At 65.3% G+C, this 19144-nt stretch carries 19 protein-coding genes and 1 pseudogene; all 20 read left to right on the top strand.

Translation table 11 applies throughout. The features are described 5' to 3' along the window. Nucleotides 1-12: 12 nt before the first annotated feature. Nucleotides 13-879 carry a methyltransferase domain-containing protein gene (locus tag IPP68_00100; protein ID MBL0348769.1) on the top strand — a complete coding sequence of 289 codons (867 nt, stop codon included), beginning with the start codon at nucleotides 13-15 and terminating at the stop codon, nucleotides 877-879. Between the two features lie 48 nt (nucleotides 880-927). Then, nucleotides 928-1464, top strand: a complete 537-nt coding sequence (locus tag IPP68_00095) for a hypothetical protein (protein MBL0348768.1) — start codon at nucleotides 928-930, stop codon at nucleotides 1462-1464. Next, on the top strand, nucleotides 1448-3376 hold the full coding sequence (locus IPP68_00090; GenBank protein ID MBL0348767.1) for a hypothetical protein: 1929 nt from the start codon (nucleotides 1448-1450) through the stop codon (nucleotides 3374-3376). The genes IPP68_00095 and IPP68_00090 overlap by 17 nt, the downstream gene beginning before the upstream one ends. Beyond that, nucleotides 3369-4301, top strand: coding sequence for a class I SAM-dependent methyltransferase (locus tag IPP68_00085; GenBank protein ID MBL0348766.1), 933 nt, complete (start codon nucleotides 3369-3371; stop codon nucleotides 4299-4301). Before IPP68_00090 ends, IPP68_00085 begins: the two co-directional genes overlap by 8 nt. 28 nt (nucleotides 4302-4329) lie before the next feature. After that, the gene (locus IPP68_00080) at nucleotides 4330-5355 is read left to right on the top strand and encodes a Gfo/Idh/MocA family oxidoreductase (protein ID MBL0348765.1); all 1026 of its coding nucleotides are present in this window, start codon (nucleotides 4330-4332) and stop codon (nucleotides 5353-5355) included. 1 nt (nucleotide 5356) lies between these two features. Beyond that, a complete protein-coding gene (locus IPP68_00075) occupies nucleotides 5357-6418 on the top strand; it encodes a histidinol-phosphate aminotransferase family protein (GenBank protein MBL0348764.1) in 1062 nt (353 codons plus the stop codon). Continuing rightward, nucleotides 6415-7359, top strand: coding sequence for an NAD-dependent epimerase/dehydratase family protein (locus IPP68_00070; GenBank protein ID MBL0348763.1), 945 nt, complete (start codon nucleotides 6415-6417; stop codon nucleotides 7357-7359). The genes IPP68_00075 and IPP68_00070 overlap by 4 nt, the downstream gene beginning before the upstream one ends. Next, nucleotides 7356-8108 carry a class I SAM-dependent methyltransferase gene (locus IPP68_00065; protein MBL0348762.1) on the top strand — a complete coding sequence of 251 codons (753 nt, stop codon included), beginning with the start codon at nucleotides 7356-7358 and terminating at the stop codon, nucleotides 8106-8108. The genes IPP68_00070 and IPP68_00065 overlap by 4 nt, the downstream gene beginning before the upstream one ends. 14 nt (nucleotides 8109-8122) lie before the next feature. Next, nucleotides 8123-8849: pseudogene (locus tag IPP68_00060) on the top strand (cytidylyltransferase). Continuing rightward, complete coding sequence (locus IPP68_00055) at nucleotides 8846-10639, top strand: hypothetical protein (protein ID MBL0348761.1); 1794 nt, start codon at nucleotides 8846-8848, stop codon at nucleotides 10637-10639. The pseudogene IPP68_00060 and the gene IPP68_00055 overlap by 4 nt, the downstream one beginning before the upstream one ends. Next, on the top strand, nucleotides 10636-11535 hold the full coding sequence (locus IPP68_00050; GenBank protein ID MBL0348760.1) for an NAD(P)-dependent oxidoreductase: 900 nt from the start codon (nucleotides 10636-10638) through the stop codon (nucleotides 11533-11535). The genes IPP68_00055 and IPP68_00050 overlap by 4 nt, the downstream gene beginning before the upstream one ends. Then, nucleotides 11532-12218 carry an HAD family hydrolase gene (locus IPP68_00045; protein MBL0348759.1) on the top strand — a complete coding sequence of 229 codons (687 nt, stop codon included), beginning with the start codon at nucleotides 11532-11534 and terminating at the stop codon, nucleotides 12216-12218. Before IPP68_00050 ends, IPP68_00045 begins: the two co-directional genes overlap by 4 nt. Continuing rightward, a complete protein-coding gene (rfbF, locus tag IPP68_00040; GenBank protein MBL0348758.1) occupies nucleotides 12215-13000 on the top strand; it encodes a glucose-1-phosphate cytidylyltransferase in 786 nt (261 codons plus the stop codon). Before IPP68_00045 ends, rfbF begins: the two co-directional genes overlap by 4 nt. Continuing rightward, on the top strand, nucleotides 12982-14073 hold the full coding sequence (gene rfbG, locus IPP68_00035; GenBank protein MBL0348757.1) for a CDP-glucose 4,6-dehydratase: 1092 nt from the start codon (nucleotides 12982-12984) through the stop codon (nucleotides 14071-14073). Before rfbF ends, rfbG begins: the two co-directional genes overlap by 19 nt. Further along, entirely contained in the window at nucleotides 14063-14512 is a 450-nt protein-coding gene (locus IPP68_00030) for a dTDP-4-dehydrorhamnose 3,5-epimerase family protein (GenBank protein MBL0348756.1), read from the top strand. Before rfbG ends, IPP68_00030 begins: the two co-directional genes overlap by 11 nt. A gap of 52 nt (nucleotides 14513-14564) precedes the next feature. Further along, nucleotides 14565-15587, top strand: coding sequence for an SDR family oxidoreductase (locus IPP68_00025; GenBank protein ID MBL0348755.1), 1023 nt, complete (start codon nucleotides 14565-14567; stop codon nucleotides 15585-15587). Between the two features lie 48 nt (nucleotides 15588-15635). Then, complete coding sequence (locus IPP68_00020) at nucleotides 15636-16556, top strand: glycosyltransferase (GenBank protein MBL0348754.1); 921 nt, start codon at nucleotides 15636-15638, stop codon at nucleotides 16554-16556. Nucleotides 16557-16704: 148 nt separating this feature from the next. Continuing rightward, nucleotides 16705-17706: a GDP-mannose 4,6-dehydratase gene (locus IPP68_00015; GenBank protein MBL0348753.1), complete on the top strand. Its 1002-nt coding sequence runs from the start codon at nucleotides 16705-16707 to the stop codon at nucleotides 17704-17706. Nucleotides 17707-17732: 26 nt separating this feature from the next. Next, nucleotides 17733-18449 (top strand): NTP transferase domain-containing protein, encoded by a 717-nt coding sequence (locus tag IPP68_00010; protein ID MBL0348752.1) that lies wholly within the window; start codon nucleotides 17733-17735, stop codon nucleotides 18447-18449. A 4-nt stretch (nucleotides 18450-18453) separates the two neighbouring features. Beyond that, nucleotides 18454-19144 (top strand): NAD-dependent epimerase/dehydratase family protein (locus tag IPP68_00005; protein MBL0348751.1); only part of this gene is annotated, 691 nt, incomplete at its 3' end.

The following is a 19144-nucleotide window of genomic DNA, read 5'->3' as shown; positions in this document are numbered from 1 at the left end:
AGGAGAAAATTCATGAAGGCCGAAGCGTTGACGATCAAGGAACGGGTCCTTCGGGGGTGCTTGCGGCTCGCCCAGCGGGAGCAGGGGCTGTCGGATTTGGTCCGCCGGCTGCGGGAGATCGTTCCCGACATCGCCGGGCAGGAATCGTCGGAAGAGCGACGGTTCAACCCGTATTGGGAGCTCAAACGGCGCGGTTTGCAGGCTTTCCAGTGCCGTGAAATGCTCGCCGCCGTGGAATCTCTGGGCGCCGGATCCCCCCGGGGGATCACCGTCGTGGACATCGGCGATTCCGCGGGAACCCACCTCCTCTACCTCAAGGCCCTCCTGGGGCCGGACCGTCCGGTGGAGACCGTCAGCGTGAATTTGGATCCTCGGGCCATCGCCAAGATTCGGGCCCGGGGGCTGAAGGCCCTGCTGTGCCGCGCGGAGGACCTGCGGCTGGAGAACCCCGTCGATCTTTTCGTCTCCTTCGAAATGCTCGAGCACCTTCACAACCCCGCCCTTTTTCTGCGGCGGCTGGCCTGCCGCGACGACGCCAGCCGGTTGTTGCTCACCGTCCCCTATCGACGGCAAAGTCAGGTGGGCCTCCATCACGTGCGGCGCAACGAGGCCAAAACCGTCCACGCCGAGGAGGAGCACATCTTTGAACTCAGTCCCCGGGATTGGACCCTCCTGTTCAAACACGCGGGGTGGCGGGCGGTGCGTTCCTCCACCTACGTTCAATACCCCCGGCGCTGGAATCCGTTTTGGCCTTTGTTGGCCTGGTGGTGGAACCGGCGGGATTTTGAGGGTTTCTGGTCGGTCCAGCTGGAGCGGGACCGGTCGCTCTCCGATGGTTACGTGGACTGGGAAAGCCCGGGGGAGACTCCCCGTGGATGATCGCGCCGGGACCCGCCGGCCGCGGGCCGGGGCCGCGCCCGGGCGCCCATGAGCGATCTCGGAATTCGGATCGATTTGGAATCGACGACCCTTCCGACGAAGGCCTGTGGGAACAATTCGGCGGAGGAGGCGTCCAAGGCATTCGACGTTCGGGACGGAAACACCCTCAAACGTCGCCGTTTTCTCGACGACGAATCCTCGTTGTCCCGGCAGTTTGAGGCGCTGACCGGCTTCGCGCGCCCCCCGGGGCGGCCGCTCCGGGGGCCCGGCGTCGACCGGCGGGCCGGGGTCGGGTGGACGACGGCGATGCTCTCCCGATTTCCGGAGGAACGCGCGCTTCCCGCCGTGGAGTTTTTACGGCATCGAATCGCCGAAATCGCGCCCTTGGTTTTCCGGGCCCCGGCGGCCGAGGAGGGGAAAATCGTGCGGGCCGTGGGCCGTTTTTACGACGTCCGGCCCAAGGACTACCGCCGGCTGTTTGCGAAACACGGTTTTTGGCTTCGGCACCGCTGGGTGGGGGGCGACGCCGTGTTCGTCGGCGGCCGCGCGCGGGAAGGGGACGGGAATCGTGCCTTCCGCGACTGACCTGCCGGTCCGCTGGATTCTCGTCTGCGACGTCCCGACGGACGCCTTGTCCGGGGAGCGGGACGACGTCGCCGCTGTTTTCCCCCTCACCGACGACCCGCGCATTCTCGGCGCGCTGGCCGAAGAACACGGCGACCGCCTGGTGCCGGCCGGCGAACGGGTCCAGCGGGCCATGGTGGCGCTGCGGGACGATTTGGTCCAATGGTGCGGGGCCATCGCGCGCGCGGCGGGCCCCGGGGGACGCACGCTGTTTGACCGCCTGGGGACGGGGCCCGGGTCGGTGAATGGGTGGTGGTTCACCTTGCTGGGGGAACGGAACCCGGGAAAAACCGACGCCTTCCTGAAATTGGCCCAATGCGCGGCGGTTCAAACCCTTTCGGAGGAATTGAAATCGACGGGTCTTTGGGTCTCGCTGCGGGATCCCCGCCTGGCCGACGCCTTGGCCGCCCTGGCCCGCCGACGGGGATTGGCGGTTCGGGGGGGCCGGGCGGCGCGTCGATCGCCCGCTCGAAGTCGGCTCCGGGCCGTCGCCCGCGCCGTCAAATGGGGGGCCCGGGTCCTGATGAAATTTGTCGCGGCGCGGTGGGTCTTGGGCCCCCCGCCGCGAACGGGCGCGGTGGACGCCACCGTGGTCACCTATTTTCCCCACGTGGACGGCCCGGCCGCCGATCGGGGGATCTTCCAAAACACGTACGCCCCCGAGTTGCAAAAATTGTTCGAGGATCGCGGCCAAACCCTGGGCTGGTTGTTGATCGCGGTGCCCCACGCGGGGCAATCCTTCGGCGACGCCCTTCGGCTCGTGCGCCGCTTTCGGCGCGTGGGCGTTCGGCTGGCGTTGTGGGAGGAGTTCGCGACGCCCGGGTCGTTGGCGCGCGCCTTTGGCGAGTGGTGGCGGGCGGCGCGGGCGGCGACGGCGGTCGAGGTCCGCGCCGCGGCCGACCGCGCGACCGCGAACGGCCCCATGCCCGAAGCCGCCGCGTACCTGGCCGAGATCTACGATCAATCGGTCTGGGGGGTGGACGGTTTGTCGGGGAGGGTTTATGACCGGGCCTTTCGCGATTTTTTCTCCACCCGGGCCACCGGCAACGTGTTTTATTTCGCCGAAATGCACGGGTGGGAGCGCGCGTTGGCGGCCGCCCGGGGGGCGCCCGGCGACGGAAAACTGTTCGCCTACCAGCACGCGGCGGTGGGAACAAATGAGTTAAACTATTACACCGCGCCGTGGGAAAACACGCTTCCCGCGCCCGGCCCCGACGTCTGGGTGGCCAACGGCGCGGTCACCGAGGCGATTTTCCGGCGCGGCGGACACCCCCGCGTTGTTCGCGCGGAGGCCCTGCGTCATTTGTCCTTGGGGCCCAAAATGCGCCGACCGGTGAACGCCCGTCGGGAAGCCTTCGCCCTGGCGCTCTCGGGCATCGATTGGCGCGAAAGCCGTTCCCTGTTGGCGTGGGTGTTGTGGGGAGTGGCGAAGGGATTTCCGCTTCGCTGGCGCGTTCGGCTTCATCCCTCCGCCGACCGCGACCGGGTGTTGCGCGGCTGGCCGGCCGGCGCGCTGGCGCGGCTGGAGTGGGAAGCGTCCCCGTCGTCGGCGCACGACGCGCTGGAGCGGGCGGCGGTGGCCGTCACCGGGTCGACGAGCATGGCCTTGGACGCCCTGGCCCTCGGGTGCCGCGTGGTCGTGCCGTTGTTTTCCGGCGGCCTGTCGCTCAATCCCCTTCTGGAAGAAACGTCGATCCGGGACGCCGTCGACACCCCCGCCGCGCTTCATCGGACGGCGGCCGAACGCGCCAACGCCCCCTTCGATCCGACCGCCGCCGCCCGGGGCCGCGCTTTTGTCGAAAAATATTGGGAGTTGGACGAGCGGCTCCCGCGATGGAAATCATTGCTTTTTGGAGGAACGCCCCATGGTTGAATCCCCCGTTTCGACGGCGGCCCCGCGGCCGGCCGGCGTGCCGGCGCCCGGCGCTTGTTCCCTGTGCGGCAACAACGACCCGGCGAAATTCACCTTCCTCACCGACCGGTTCCGCTACGAAGGAAAAAAATACGCCTTCCGGTGCGGGGCCTGCCAGCTGGTGTTCGTCGTCCCCCTGATGAGCCCCGAGGAGGAGCGCGAGTTCTACGAGCGGGAATACGGCGTGATTTACAGCCGCGAGAAAGGCGCCACGCCCCTGGACCTCTTTGAGAAGCGCCTGCCCGACGCCCGCCGGGACGCGCGCCTGTGCGAAAAACATTTGAAAAAAACCGACGACTGCCTGGAAGTCGGCTGCGCCTCGGGCTATTTCCTGCACACGATCCGGGACCGCGTGCGTTCGGTGACCGGCTTCGAAACCCACACGGAACTGCGCGCCTACTGCGAAACCATCGGCATCCCCATGCTGAAGGACCTGGGCGCGGCCAAGCCCGCGTCCTTCGACAAGATCTTCATCTTCTTCGTCCTGGAACACATCGGGGACCCCATGGGCTTTCTGGGCGCGCTCCAGCGCCTGCTCAAACCCGGGGGCCAACTGCTGGTGGAAGTGCCGAACGTCGACGACGCGCTCCTGGCGCTCTACGACATTCCGGCGCTCCGGGATTTTTATTTCACCCCGGCGCACCAGTTCTACTATTCCAAATCCACCCTCGACCGGGTGCTGAAGAAAGCCGGGTTCGCCTCGGTGGCGATCGAGCCCGAGCAACGCTACGACCTGTCGAACCACATGCACTGGATGCTGGCGGGCAAGCCGGGCGGCCAGGGGAAATACAACCACGCCTTCTCGCCGGAACTGCTCGCGGCCTATTCCCAGAACCTCAAGGACCGCTATTTGTGCGACACGCTCTTCGCCGTGGCCCGGGTGTGAGGACGACCGTTCGAATCGGGGGACGTCCGTGACCGGGGCCCGGGCCGCCATCGTTGGTTTCGGGGGCATGGGCCAGCGGCACTTCAAGGCCTACCGCGCGGCGGGGGTCGAGGTGGCCGCCCTCTGCGACGTGAACCCCGAGGCCGTGCGCCTCGCCGCGCCGGATTTTCCCGCCGACCGCGTATTCACCGATCCGGAAAAGATGTGGACCGCCGTCCGGCCCGACGTGTTGAGCGTCGTCTCCAACGGCCCCACCCACGCCGCCCTCTCGACGGCGGCGGTCCGGGCGGGCGTGCCCCGGGTGCTCTGCGAAAAACCCATGGCCACCAACCTGCGGGACGCCAAGGCGCTGTTGGCCGCCGCGCGGGAGCGCGGCGCGCGCCTGGCCGTCAACCACATCCGCCGCTGGAGCCCCTCCTACGACGCCGTGCGGAAAGCCATCGGGGAGGGCGCTATCGGCCGCCTGCGCCACATCTATTTCCATTCCGGAAGCACGGGGCTCGGCAACTTCGCGGTCCACGCCTTCGACACCATGCGCCTTCTTTTCCAATGCGACCCCGACTGGGTGCAGGGAACCCTGGACCGTACCGGCACCCCCAACCCCCGGGGCGCCCAATTCAAAGACCCCGCCGGCTACGGGATTCTCCACTTTCAAAACGGGGCCCGGGGTTTCGTCGACACGAGCGAGGATACCGGGGTTCAATACCAGTACACCTTGGTGGGAGAATACGGGCGAATTTTTATCGACGAGTTGAACGACGTCTGGACTCTCCGGGCCCGAAGCGCCGCGGACCGCGCCCTGCCCTTGACCCGCTACGGGACCGCCATGCCGCCGGTCCCCTTCACGAACCCCGTGCCCTTCGATATCGTGGACCTGACCGGCCGGGCGATTCGAAACCTCCTTTCCGAGGACCCCGTCCGGTCGCCCGGGGAAGACGGCCTTCGTTCCCTGGAAATGGTCCTGGCTTTTCATGTGTCCGACCGCGGCGAGGGCGTGCGCGTTCCTCTCCCCCTGGACCCCCGCCACGACGCCTGGGACGTTTCCATCGCCTGACATGATCCGCCCGCGCGCGCCCCTTCGCCTGCTCACCCGAACGCCGTTGACGGAATACGCCCGGAGGGGCAAAATGCGGCTGGACAAAAACGAACGGCTCGTTCCCGACGCCGCGTTGGCGCGGGACGTCCTTCGCGCCGTGCCCCTCCGGGTTTTGACCGAATATCCCGATTACGGACCCTTCCGGGCGTTTTTGGCGCGGCGGCTCCGGTGCCGGCCGGACAACCTGCTTCTCACGGCGGGGTCCGACGGGGCCATCAAACTTGCCTTCGAAGCGTACGTCGACCGGGGGGACGAGGTGGTGCTGCCCTCGCCGTCCTTCGCCATGTTCGGCGTCTACGCCGCCCTGGCCGGGGCCCGGGTGCGGGCCGTGCCCTTCGCCGACGATTTGAGTTTTCCGACGGAGAAGGTCCTGGCCGCCATCGGGCGCCGCACGAAGCTCGTGCCCATCGCGACCCCCAACAACCCCACCGGCACCGAGATCGACGACGGGGATTTGGACCGGATCGTCCGACGGGCCGCTCGGTTCGGCGCCCTGGTGCTTGTGGACGAAGCGTATTATTACTTCACGCGCCGAACCCACCGAGCGTTGGCGCTCCGACACGACAACGTGGTGCTGACACGGACCTTTTCGAAAGCCCTTGGGTTGGCCGGGTTGCGCATCGGCTTCGCGTGCGGGCGCCCCGGGGTCATCAAGAATATGCGGAAGTGCCAGCCCATTTTCGAGGTGAACGGTCTGGCCTTGCGTTTCGCGGAATACGTCCTGCGCCACGAACCCCGGGCCTGGGCCTACGCCGCCCAGGTGGAGGAGGGGAAAGCTTATCTGGGGCGGGCTCTGGGGGCTTTGGGTTTCCCGGTGCGCCGGGCCGCGGGCAATTTTATCTTGGTGGAAGCGGGGTCCGGCGCCGCGGGGTTGGCGCGGCGATTGGCGGACCGGGGCGTCACGGTGGGCTCCGGCTACACCCACCCGTCTCTGCGCCAAAAGTTGAAGGTCACGGTGGGACCGGTGGCCGTCATGCGACGGTTCGTTTCTATTTTTAGGCGGGTCGTGGGAAGCCGATGAGCGCCGCGGGGCGTTACCTCGTCACGGGAGGGGCCGGTTTTATCGGCGCCCATCTGGCCCGTGTCCTGCGGGAGCGGGGCGACCGGGTGTGGGTGTTGGACAATCTTTCGACGGGGAAGGAATCGAACATCCCCGCCGGGTGCGAATTTCTGCGTTTGGACCTGGCCGCGCCCGGTTTTGTGGACCGGTTGCCGGCGGAACGGTTCGACGCGGTGCTTCACTTGGCCGCCCAATCCTCGGGGGAAATTTCCCACGCGGACCCCGCGAAGGACTTTCAGACCAACCTGGCCGGCACCGTGGCCCTGCTCCAATGGGCCTCCGCCCATACGCCGCGTTTCCTCTACGCGTCCTCCATGGCGGCGTATGGCCAGCCGGGGACAACAATGGTCGACGAGGACACGCCCCTCCGTCCCTTGTCCTATTACGGACTGGCCAAGGGCACGGCGGAAGAATACGTCCGACGGTTTAACCGTCCCGATTTCGGGACCACCTCCTTTCGGTTGTTCAGCGTCTACGGCCCGGGCCAAAATCTGGGGAATCTGAAGCAGGGCATGATCAGCATTTACCTGGCCTACGCGCTCAAGGGCGAACCCATCGTGGTCAAAGGGTCGGGAGACCGCTTCCGCGATTTTGTCTACATCGACGACGCGGTGGCCGCCTGGACGGCGGCCCTGACCGCGCCCGCTTCCCACGGCGCCGTGCTGAACATCGGCACCGGCGTGGGCACCCGGGTGAAGGACCTTCTGGCCCAACTGCTCCGGGTCCTGGGAAAACCGGCGGACCATCCAATTCGCTGGGAAGGCCCGACCCCCAACGACCAGTTCGGCCTCACGGCCAAGATCGACAAGGCCCGGCGGCTCCTGGGCTGGACTCCGCGCGTGGCCTTGGCCGAGGGGCTGGAGCGCATGGCGCGCTGGGCCCAAGGGACGAAAACCCCGTGACGGCCCCGACGGCGAAAACCCCCGCCGCCATCCGGCGGGAACAGCGGGCCTGGGCGGCGGCGTCCATTCAACGCTATTACCGCACCCACCGCCGGAAACCCTCGGAACTTTATCCCTCGGAACGGTTTTTTCTGCCGGAGGTTCTGCCCCGGGTGGACTCCTGCCTGGACGTGGGGTGCGCGGCCGGGGGGTTCTACCCCATCATGAAGTCCTACAACCCCCGGGTCCGCTACACGGGGGTCGACATCAATCCCGATTTCGTCCGGGCCGCGCGCCGCCGCTACCCCGCCGCGCGGTTCGTCCAAGGCGACGGCGTGCGCTTCGACACCCCGGCGAACTCCCACGACCTGGTCCACCTGAGCGGGGTTTTGCATCTCAACACCGGGTACGCCAAAATGTTGAAAGCCGCCTATCGCCAGGCGCGCCGGTTCGTCCTGACGGATTTCCGACTCACCCGGGGCCCGGCGGTTCGCGGGACCTTTCCCCTGGACCCGGCCCGGCCGGCCTTGCCCTATTTGGTGCTCAACCTGAAACGGTGGCTCGCGGAACTGCGGGCCCTGCGCCCGGCGCCGGCGCGCCTCGTCGTTCGCGGCTACCCCCACGCGCCGGCCGACGGCGCGGAGGTTCCGCTGGCCTCCGTGATCGTTGCTTTTGTTTTAATCGAAAAGGGATCGCGTGGGTCGCCGACGCGGGTGGACATGGATTTGGACGCCGCGCCGCCGGCCGGTCGTCGAAGGAGGTCGTCGTGACGGTGTGCGCGTTGATGTTGGGGCGGGAGGGCAGCCAGGGCTTTCCGGGGAAGAACACGACCCCGGTGCTCGGGCGCCCCCTGATGGCGTATCCGCTCTTGGCGGCGCGGGCCGCCCAATCCATTTCGCGGGCCTATGTTTCCACGGATTCCGAGAAAATCAAAACCATCGCCCGGGAGTACGGCGCCGAAATCATCGATCGGCCAGCGGAATTGGCCACCCCGTCGGCGCTGGGCGAGGACGCCTTTCGCCACGGGTTCGATACCATTCGCCGCCGATTGGCCGAACGCGGGGAGGCCCTGGAATTGTTGGCGTTGCTTTTCTGCAACGCGCCCACGGTCCTCGGCAAAACCATCGACGCCGGCGTGGAGGCCCTCCGGGCCCATCCCAACTACGATTCAGCGGTCACCGTTTCCCGTTACAACATGTGGAGCCCCCTCCGGGCCCGGCGCATCGGCCCCGACGGCTTGTTGCACCCCTTTGTTCCCTTTGAAACCTTCGGCGATCCGGCCACTCTCAACTGCGACCGGGATTCCCAGGGCAACGTCTGGTTTGCCGACATGGGCCTGTCGATCGTTCGGCCTCGTTGTTTCGAAAACATGAAGGACGGATTGCTCCCCCAACGGTGGATGGAAAAACATATTTCCGCTCGAACAATGGGGCGGTTTGGACGTGGATTACGAATGGCAAATGCCCCAGGCGGAGCATTGGCTTCGTGCCCACGGGGTGCTTCCGGCGTGATTGCCGCCCTTGTTTGCGGCCGAAAGGAACGGCTTCCCTTCCCAGGGAGGAACACCTTTCCCCTTCTGGGCCGGCCCCTGATGGCGTACCCCCTGTTGGCCGCGCTCAACGCGGCGGAAAAGCCCCGCACGTACCTATCCACCGATGACGAGGCCATGGCGGGGATCGCCCGGCATCTGGGCGCCGGGGTCATTGAACGGCCGGCGGTGCTTCGGGCGGGGGACGGCACCTTGGAAGACGTGATCGCCCACGGGTATCGGGAGATCGCGCGGCGAGAGGGCCGGGCCCCGGAATTCCTCGTGGTGCTCCTGGCCAACGCGCCCACGGTCACCTCCGGCATGATCGACCAAGGCCTTGAACAATTGCGGCGCGACCCGACCTTGGACGGAGTGGCGTCGGTGACCCTGCGGAACGATTTTGCCCCGCGGTACGCCCTTCGGCTGGAAGAGGGGGGGGTTCTGAAGCCCTTTCTGGACGCACCGGCCTCCGCGACCGGGGCGGCTTATTTTTCCGACTCCCTGATGTGGGTTCTTCGGGCCCGCTTGTTGGAGGGCGAATCGCTTCCATCGACTCGCCCCAACGAAATCGTCAATCCGGCCCGCCAACGCGTGGCCCCGCTCGTGCACGAGGGTTACGGCGACATCGACCACGTTTGGCAAATTCCCGCGGTGGAGGAGTGGCTTCGTCGCCGTGGGTTCAGCGACGTGAAAACGCCTTACCTCGGGCCCGCGGGAACAATTTCCGCGATTGACGGGATTGGGTCCACGGAGGCCGTTCGAAGAGTCCCGCCGGAACGGCGGGTTCTGGTCACCACGGTCCCCTTCTGCGACGTGGACCGTCGCCCGTTGGAGGACCTTGAAAAAGCCGGCGCCGCCGTTTTCGTGAACCCCCTGGGGCGACGGCTTCAGGAGGAGGATTTGATCCGGCTCATCCCGGACTTCGGATTGCTCGTGGCCGGGACGGAGCCAATCACCGATCGTGTCCTGGCCGCGGCGCCGCACCTCCGGCTCATCGCCCGAGTGGGGATCGGGTTGGACAACGTGGATCTGGCGGCCGCCCGGCGAAGAAACATTCGGGTCACCTACACCCCCGACGCCCCCGCGCCGGCGGTGGCGGAGCTAACCGTGGGACTGATGCTCACGGTGCTCCGCCACATCGCCCTGGCCGACCGCCAGATGCGCAACGGCGTGTGGAACCGAGTCATGGGGCGGCGGCTGGCCGAACTCACGGTGGGGGTGGTGGGGGTGGGGCGCGTGGGGCGGCGGGTGATACGGCATTTAACCGGAGGATTTCCCGGCGTTCGCGTGTTGGCCCAGGACCTGTCACCCACGACGGAGACGCTGCCCGGCCCCGTGGAATGGGCCGACCTGCCGACGCTCCTGTCGCGAAGCGACGTGTTGAGCCTTCACGTGCCCCTGACGCCGGCCACCCGGAACCTGATCGACCGCCGGGCCCTGGCGCGAATGAAGGCTTCGGCCGTGATAATCAACACCGCGCGCGGCGAGGTGGTGAACGAGAACGATCTGGCAGAGGCTCTGCGGAGCGGCGCGCTGTCCGGCGCCGCCGTTGACGTGTTCGACCGGGAACCCTATTCCGGCGTCCTGGCCACTCTCCCACGGTGCGTCTTGACGAGCCACATGGGATCCATGTCCCAAGACTGCCGTGTGCGCATGGAGCGCGAAGCGGTCGACGAAGTGTTACGATTTTGCCGCGGAGAGGCGCTGTCCTCCGTCGTGCCCGAAAACGAATACCCCTCGGCCGCGACCGCGGCGCGAAAGGACGTTTCATGAAAATCACGCTCTTCGGCGGGTCCGGTTTTGTCGGTGGCCACGTGGCGGACGCGTTGATCGAGGCCGGCCACCGGGTCAGAATCTTCGATTTAAAAACGTCGCCCCGCCTCCGGCCGGGGCAGGAAATGGTGCTTGGGGACATCACGGACGAGAAAGCCGTGGCCCGGGCCGTGGCGGGACAGGACGCCGTCTTTAATTTCGCCGGGTTCGCGGACATCGAGGCCGCCCAGAGGCATCCCTTGGAAACCATCCGCCTTAACGTGCTTGGGAACGGCGTGTTGTTGGAGGCCTGTCGCCGAGCCCGGGTCAAGCGGTACCTTTTTGCCAGCACGATGTACGTGTACAGCGGGATGGCCTCCTTCTACCGGGCCAGCAAATTGTCTTGCGAAGCCTATATCGAAGCCTACCAGAGGATTTACGGACTCCCGTACACGATCCTGCGATTCGGTTCTCTTTACGGACCTCGGGCGGACGAGCGAAACGGCATTTTCGGATTTCTTCATCAGGCCCTAACGAGGAAATCCATCACCTATTGGGGCGACGGCGAGGAGATTCGGGAATACATCCACGTGCGTGACGCCGCGGAATCCTGCGTCGACGCCTTGGCCAAAAAACACGAGAATGCTTGCTTGATCATCACGGGTCATCAAACGATGAAGATACGTGATTTGCTGGCGATGATTCGCGAAATCCTGGGGAATAAAATCAAACTGATTTACAAGCCCCGGTCGCGGCCGGAACTTCGAGAATTGCACTACCGCACGACCCCCTACGCCTATTTGCCCCAGGAAGCGCGAAAACTCGTGCGCTCCCACTACGTCGACCTCGGACAGGGGTTGCTGGGGGCCATCGATGATGTCCGCCGGGGGCTTGGCCGCGTGGAAAAAGAAGGATGACGCGCGGTCGCCCGCCGCTCCGAGCGGTGATTCTCGATTTTGACGGGGTCGTGCTGGAGTCCGCGGACATCAAAACGGAAGCGTTTGGCTGGGTTTTTCGGAGGCGCCCGGCCCACCTCCAGCGCATAGTCGATTACCATAGACGGAACGCCGGCGTTTCCCGGTTTTCAAAATTTGAGCACATTCAACGCGTGATTTTGGGCAGCTCTTACGGCCCGTCGGAGCGCCGGCGTCTGGGCGCGGCCTTTGCCCGGTATGTGCGACGGAAAGTGATGGCCGCGCCGTTGGTTCCCGGGGCGCTTGGATTTTTGAAAACCTACCATGGGAAGGTCAAGCTCTTCGTGGTGTCGGGCACTCCCGCTCGGGAATTGCGCGAGATTGTCCGTGGCCGAGGTTTGCGGTCGTATTTTACCTCCGTGATCGGGACTCCGCCCGAAAAGACCGCGGCGTTGGGGCGTTTGTTGCGCCGCCACCGCTTGCGGCCCGCCGAGGCTCTCTACGTGGGCGACGCCGTCGGCGATTGGCGCGCCGCCGCCCATTGCCGGGTGCCCTTTGTGGCCCGGATTCCGGCCCGACGGCGGTCCGTTTTTCCCAAGGGGACGCCCCGCGCCTCGGATCTGAGAGGGGTGGGGCGTTGGATCGAGCGGTTTCGCAGCATTTCGTTGAACGAGGAGGCCCAATGAAAGTGGTGATCTTGTGTGGTGGACGGGGCACGCGGCTGGGCGATGTGGCCGAGAACAAACCCAAACCCATGGTGCCCATCGGGCCGCGGCCGCTTTTGTGGCACCTCATGAGGTATTACGCCCATTGGGGCCACAACGAATTCGTCCTTTGCTTGGGGCACAAGGGAGAGATCATCAAAGATTATTTCGTGAATTATAAAATGCGAACCACGGACCTGACGGTGACCCTGGGCCGCGAATCCAAAATCGACTACCACGGTCCCGACGCGGACACTCCCTGGCGCGTGACGCTGGCGGACACAGGGGACAACGCGATGACGGGTGCCCGGATCAAACGGATTCAGAAATACGTGGCCGGCGAAAAGAATTTTTTCTTGACCTACGGCGACGGGCTGAGCGACGTCAATTTGAAGGCGCTTCTGGCCGCCCACGAATCCCACGGAAAAATCATGACCCTGTGCGGCGTTCATCCCACGGGTCGGTTTGGGGAGATTCTCAGCGACAACCGGGGGCGGGTGATCGAATTTCACGAAAAACCAAAATCGGGCGGCGGTCGAGTCTCGGGTGGCTTCTTCGTGTGCCGACAAGAGTTGTTCAATTACCTCGAGGACCGCGACGATTTGGTTTTTGAGTTGGGCCCGATGAGCCGTCTGGCCCGGGATGGCCAGCTGATGGTTTTTGAGCACGACGGGTTTTGGCAACCGATGGACACTCCGCGCGAATTTGCCGCGTTGAACGCGCTGCTCGACGAAGGGAAAGCCCCATGGATGATATGGCGCTGACCACGCGGGATTTGGCCGTTTTTTCGGGGGCGCGCGTTTTTATCACCGGGGACACCGGGTTCAAAGGGTCGTGGTTGGCCTATTGGTTGTGGTCGATGGGAGCCCGGGTGATGGGCTACGCGCTTCCGGTCGACTCGCCGCGCCACCTCTTCGCGCGACTGGGCCTTGCTCGGAAAATCATCCACCTGAACGGCGACGTTCGAGATTCCCCCGCGCTCTTTGCCGCCGTGCGGCGGCACAAGCCCGAGTTCGTGTTTCATCTGGCCGCTCAGTCTCTGGTGGCCGCTTCGCTGACCGATCCCCAAAAGACCTTTGACGTCAACGTGGGGGGGACGGTGAACGTGCTCGACGCCGTCCGGCGCCAGGGAACGGTGCGGTCCCTCATTGTCGTCACCTCGGACAAGTGCTACAGGAACAACGAGTGGCCCTGGGGGTATCGCGAGAACGACACGCTGGGGGGGCGCGACCCCTACAGCGGGTCAAAAGCCGCCGCGGAAATGGTTTTTTCCTCCTACGATCACTCCTACTTTGCCGACCGCCGGAGTTTGGGCGCCGCCACGGTGCGGGCCGGGAACGTGCTGGGGGGCGGCGATTGGGCCAAAAATCGAATTGTCCCGGACTGCGTCCGCGCCTTGATCGCGGGGCGACCGATTGTCGTCCGGCATCCGGGAGCGACGCGTCCCTGGCAACACGTTCTGGAGCCCTTGTCCGGCTATTTGACCCTTGCTTTGAGATTGCGCCGTTCCCCGAAGGCGTTCGGCGGATCCTGGAATTTCGGTCCCAGCGGAAACGCGAGCCAACCGGTGATGGACGTTGTGCGCCGGGTCGTGGCCGGTTGGGGCGGGAAAAATCCCCCCGTGGTCCGGGGGAAAACCGTCGGACACGAGAGCACGCTTTTGGCCCTCAACAGCGACAAAGCCCGCCGTTTGCTGAACTGGCAAACCCGATGGGGTTTCGAACGCACCGTGGACGAAACCGTCCGCTGGTACAAAACCGCCGCCCTGGGCGGTTCCGTGGATTCTCTAACCGGGGCTCAAATAAACGAATATCTGGAGACGCGCGTTGATTCATGACGTCCGCATTACCCCCCTGAAACAAATTTTGGATGAGCGGGGCCGCATCATGCACATGCTTCGAAGCGATGGGGCGGGCTTTTTTGGGTTCGGTGAAATTTATTTTTCCTGTGTCCTCCCGAACGTGGTCAAGGGGTGGCACGTGCACGAACGGATGGTTCTCAATTACGCCGTTCCCTACGGGAAGATTCGGTTGGTGTTGTACGACGATCGACCGGAGAGTCCCTCGCGGGGGGGGATTCAGGAAATCGAAATGGGGCCCGACCACTACGTGCGGGTGACCATCCCGCCGTTGGTTTGGAACGGGTTCATCGGGCTGGGCCGGGAAACGTCCATCGTGGCCAATTGCGCTTCGATCCCTCACGACCCGCTGGAGATCCGCCGGTTGGACCCTTTCGACAACGCCATCCCCTACCGTTGGCCGAAGGTCGGGGAATGACGTTCTCCGGCCGCGGCGCGTTCCGCCGCCGTTGTCGTTCGGAAGGCCGCCCATGAAATTGGCGCTTCTGGGAGGCATCGGCTACATCGGCGGCCGCCTAACGGAACATTTAAAAAGCGCGGGCCACCGGGTCCGCGTGACCACCCGCCGCGCCGCCCACGAGCGACCACGCTGGACCGTGGCCGACGAGGTCGTGCGCAACGATTTGACCCGGCCCGATCGGATTGCCCCCTTGTTGGCCGACCGCGACGTCGTGATCCACCTGGCGGCGCCGGACGAGATTGCGGCGGTTCGCGACCCGCGGGCGGCGATCCGCGCCGGCGGCGAAACCGTGTGGAACGTCTTGGAAGCCATTTCGCGCTTGCCTCGCCGTCCGGCCTTTCTTTACCTCTCCACCTTCCACGTTTACGGGCAACGGGGGCGTGGCCGGGTCACCGAGCAAACGGTTCCCGTCCCGTGTCACCCCTACGGCCTCGGCCGCTACCTGGGCGAGAACGTCACCCAGGTTTTCCGTCACCGGGCGGGATTGCGCGCGCTTTGCGTGCGCCTCTCGAACGTGTTTGGCGCCCCCGCGGACATTTCGGTTCCGCGGTGGACGCTGATCGTGGGCGATTTGTGCCTGCAGGCGGTGTTGAACGGCCGCCTCGTGTTGCGCAATCCGCTATCGGACCGACGCAATTTTCTTCCGATGGAGGACGCCGTCCGGGGGTTGGCTTTTTTGGCCCGGCGAACCGCCTCCTGGCCGACCGACGGGGTGATCCATCTGGGGTCCCCCTGGAATTTAACGTTGGGCGATTTGGCCCGCCGGGTGGCACGCCGGGCCGAGCGTCTATTGGGGGTCCGACCGCCCATCGGTGGACCGGCACCCGAGGCCCGGCCGACGCCGGTCTCGCCGCTGCGTTTTTCCATTGACCGCGTTGCGACCATGGGGTTTTCCTGGCGCAACGGCATCGACCGCGAAATCGACCGGACGCTGCGTTTGTGCGTTGAAGGTTATCGCCGTTGGGGGGCCCGACTGCCCGCGATTTGCGGTCTTGATCCCGGGACGGCGACCGGCGACCGCCGTCCCCAGTGATCCAGCCCCCCCCGTTCCTCCGGGCGCCGGGATCGGCGTCGCCTCCCCGTGACCGACGCCCTCGTCAGTGTGATCGTCGCCACGTACAATCGGCCCACGCTTCTCCTGGAGACGGTCCGGACCTTGCTGGATCAAACCCACCGGCGCACGGAAATAATCGTGATCGACAATCATTCCTTGGCCGATGTGGGCGGAATGCTTCAACGGTTGGGGGACGAACGTCTTCGATTTTTCAAAAACCCCAATCGCGGCATCATCGCGGTCAATCGGAACGAAGGTTTGCGCCACGCCCGGGGACAATTTGTGGCTTTTTGTGACGACGACGATTTGTGGGTTCCCGAAAAACTCGAGACGCAGTTGCGGTTTTTTGACCCGGCGCGCCACTTCGGCGTGGGCTCCTCCGCGGTGCTGATCGGGGACGTTGCAATCCACCGACGCCGGCCCGCGTTGCCCCAAGAAGACCGCGACCTCGCCGGCTTGTTGACGCACGGGGCGCCGCCTTTGTCGTCGCTTCTCGTGGCTCGAACAGACGCTTTTTTTTCCGAAGACCCGCGCTACCGGAACGTGGAGGACTTCGAGTTTCAGGTCCGGATGGCGGCGCGAACGGGCAAATCGATCGGCCTCCTGGCCAAGCCGCTGATCCGCTACCGGGTGCACGCCGCCAACACCAACCGCGAGCGCGCTCACCGGCTGAACGCCACGCACGTGGTGTGGAGCTTGAAACCGCGTATCGCCCCGCCGTTGTTTCGAACGGCGTTGAGCCGTCAATACTTCTTGGCCGGAATGGCCGCGTTGCGGGCCGGCGATCCAGTGGCCCGGCGCTTTTTTCGCCGGACCATCGCGCTGGGAGGGCCCATGGCGGGAAAAGCGCGTTGGGGCCGGGTCTTGACGTTCGCCCCCGCCCGTTTGTGGCCCATCGCCTTTCGTGGGTATTACGGTGCGGTGAACGCCGGGACTCGAGCGGATTGAGGGCGACGGGCCGGGTTCGGCCGGATCGTGGGCGGGCGCGGTCGATTTCACTATAATACCGTGACCGATTGCGCGCCGCGGAATCGGGCCACCGCGAAGATCCCGACTTTGGGAAAAGGGGGAAATTAAATTGTCCCGGGAAAAACGATTGGGCGTTGGTCAAGGCGGAAGTGGCCGCGTGTTGGTGACGGGCGCCGGTGGGTTTATCGGGAGCCATGTGGTCGAAGCCCTGTTGCGCCGCGGGGCCCGGGTGCGAGCGTTGATCCACTACAACGGGGCGGGGCGGCGCGGGCATTTGGACGACCTGCGCGTCGTCCGGCGTTCCCATCTCGAAATCGTGGGGGGGGACGTTCGGGACGCCCACCTGATGAACGAGGTGGTCCGGGGCTGCTCCACCGTCGCCCACCTGGCGGCCTTGATCGCCATTCCTTATTCCTATCGCGCCGCCGATTCTTACGTGGCCACCAACGTTCAGGGCACGTTGAACCTGCTTGAAGCCTGTCGCCAAAACGACGTCCGGCGATTGGTGGTGACTTCCACCAGCGAAGTGTACGGCAACGCGCAATCCGCGCCCATGGACGAGACCCATCGGTTAAACGCCCAATCCCCCTACGCCGCGAGTAAAATCGCCGCGGACCAAATGGCCCTGGCCTATCACCGGAGCCACGGCCTTCCTGTCGTTGTCCTCCGTCCCTTCAACACCTACGGCCCGCGCCAATCGGCCCGGGCCGTTTTGCCGACGATTCTCGCCCAAATTCTCTCCGGGTCGAAAACACTCGCTCTCGGTCGCGTGGCCCCCCGGCGGGATTTAACCTTTGTCACGGACACGGCGGCGGCCTTTGTGGCCGCCCTGGAACGCGGGGGCATTGAAGGAGAGGTGATTCACTTCGGCCAAGGAAACGCGGTGAGTGTGGGCGAACTTGCGGAGAAATGCATGGGATTTCTTCGTCGCCGCCCCCGCCTTAAAATCGAGGGGGTTCGGACGCGGCCGGTGGCCAGCGAGGTGAATCTGCTCCTCTGCGACGCGACCAAAGCACGGCGCCTGTTGGGATGGGCGCCGCGGGTGGGGCTGGAGGAGGGAATTCGCCGCACGGCCGACTACGTTCGGCGTCGTTTGGCCGCCTACCGCCCCGAGGAATACGCCCTGTGACAGGCCCCGTTAAACCCGCCGAGGGTTTGCGCGCGGTGATTTTGGCCGGCGGTCGAGGGGCCCGGTTGCAGCCCTTCACCATCAATTTTCCCAAGCCGCTCATGCCCCTGGGGGACAAACCGGTTCTCGAAGTCCTGATGGAACGGCTGGTGGCCCACGGCGTCAAGGACATGACCCTGGCGCTCGGCCATCTGGCGGAACTTATCAAAGCCTATTTCGACCAAAAATCCGAATGGAAGAAAAGAATCAACCTTCGATTCGTGCACGAGGACACGCCCCTTGGAACCGCCGGGGCCTTAGCGCTGGTGCCGGATTTGACCGAGACCTTTTTGGTGTTGAACGGAGATTTGTTGACGGATTTGGACATTGGCGCCCTGGTGGCCTTTCACCGAGAGCGGGGAGCGGCCCTCACCATTGCCGCCCACCGCCGCGAAGTCAAAATCGACCTGGGCGTCCTGGACATCGACGCCGACCGCCGGGTGACCGGTTACCGGGAAAAACCCGTGTCCACCTTGGAAGTCAGCATGGGCATCTACGTCTACGAACCGCGCGTTTTAAAATGGATTAAACCCGGTGTTCTTTTGGATTTTCCGGATCTGGTGCTGGCGCTCTTGCGGGCGGGCGAGCGGGTGGTCGCCTTCCCCGGCCGGTGCCAGTGGTTGGACATCGGCCGCCCCGACGATTACCGCCAGGCCCAGGAACTGTTCACGAAAACCCCGGGCCCGTCGGTGACTTCCGTTTAACTCCGTGCGTTTTTGGGTCACGGGGAGCGGCGGCTACGTCGGCTCCCGGTTGTTGAAGAGCCTTCGCCGCCGTTTTCCCCGGGCGGTCGTTCAAGGCGACCGAACGGGCCCGGGCCCGGCCCCCCGGTTTAAATCCATCGACGACGTCGGCGCGCGGTTGGCCCGCCTTCGCCCCACCCACGTGATTCACTGCCTGGGCCGGACCCGGCCCGGCTCCCTCAAAAAATTGACCGACGCCCACGTAACGCCCACCTTTTTTCTCCTGGAAGCCCTTCGTCGGCTTCCCGCTCCGCGTCCCCGGGTTCTCCTACTGGGTTCCGCCGCCGAATACGGCGCCTCCCGCCGGCGACTGACCGAAGGCTCCCCCGCCCGTCCCCAAACCGACTACGGTGTTTCCAAACTTCTTCAAACCCGGTTGGGTTTGGCCTACAACGTTTTGGGCGTGCCGGTGGTCGTGGCCCGCCTCTTTAATTTGTACGCGCCCGACGCTCCCGACACCTTCGCCGTGCCCCGGGTGTGGAACCTTCTCCGACGGAAATCCAAGGGGCCCCGGACCCTTCAAACGGGTCCTCAAAACGCCGTGCGGGATTTCCTGGCCCTGCCGGACGCCCTGGAAGCCCTGGCGCTTTTGGCGACCCGTGGAAAACCCGGCGAAATTTACAACGTCTGTTCGGGGCGCGGCCTTCGAATGCGGG

The organism is Elusimicrobiota bacterium, from assembly GCA_016722575.1.
Lineage (GTDB): Bacteria > Elusimicrobiota > Elusimicrobia > FEN-1173 > FEN-1173 > JADKIY01.
Note: the sequence above shows the minus strand (reverse complement) of the source record. Positions and strands in the feature narration are given on the sequence as shown.

What these genes read in the sequence shown, in the direction of transcription:
- IPP68_00100 (MBL0348769.1), top strand. Translation starts at nt 13, where the DNA reads ATGAAGGCCGAAGCGTTGACGATCAAGGAACGGGTCCTTCGGGGGTGC.
- IPP68_00070 (MBL0348763.1), top strand. Translation starts at nt 6,415, where the DNA reads ATGAGCGCCGCGGGGCGTTACCTCGTCACGGGAGGGGCCGGTTTTATC.
- IPP68_00045 (MBL0348759.1), top strand. Translation starts at nt 11,532, where the DNA reads ATGACGCGCGGTCGCCCGCCGCTCCGAGCGGTGATTCTCGATTTTGAC.
- IPP68_00025 (MBL0348755.1), top strand. Translation starts at nt 14,565, where the DNA reads ATGAAATTGGCGCTTCTGGGAGGCATCGGCTACATCGGCGGCCGCCTA.
- IPP68_00050 (MBL0348760.1), top strand. Translation starts at nt 10,636, where the DNA reads ATGAAAATCACGCTCTTCGGCGGGTCCGGTTTTGTCGGTGGCCACGTG.
- rfbF (MBL0348758.1), top strand. Translation starts at nt 12,215, where the DNA reads ATGAAAGTGGTGATCTTGTGTGGTGGACGGGGCACGCGGCTGGGCGAT.
- IPP68_00095 (MBL0348768.1), top strand. Translation starts at nt 928, where the DNA reads ATGAGCGATCTCGGAATTCGGATCGATTTGGAATCGACGACCCTTCCG.
- IPP68_00085 (MBL0348766.1), top strand. Translation starts at nt 3,369, where the DNA reads ATGGTTGAATCCCCCGTTTCGACGGCGGCCCCGCGGCCGGCCGGCGTG.
- rfbG (MBL0348757.1), top strand. Translation starts at nt 12,982, where the DNA reads ATGGATGATATGGCGCTGACCACGCGGGATTTGGCCGTTTTTTCGGGG.
- IPP68_00075 (MBL0348764.1), top strand. Translation starts at nt 5,357, where the DNA reads ATGATCCGCCCGCGCGCGCCCCTTCGCCTGCTCACCCGAACGCCGTTG.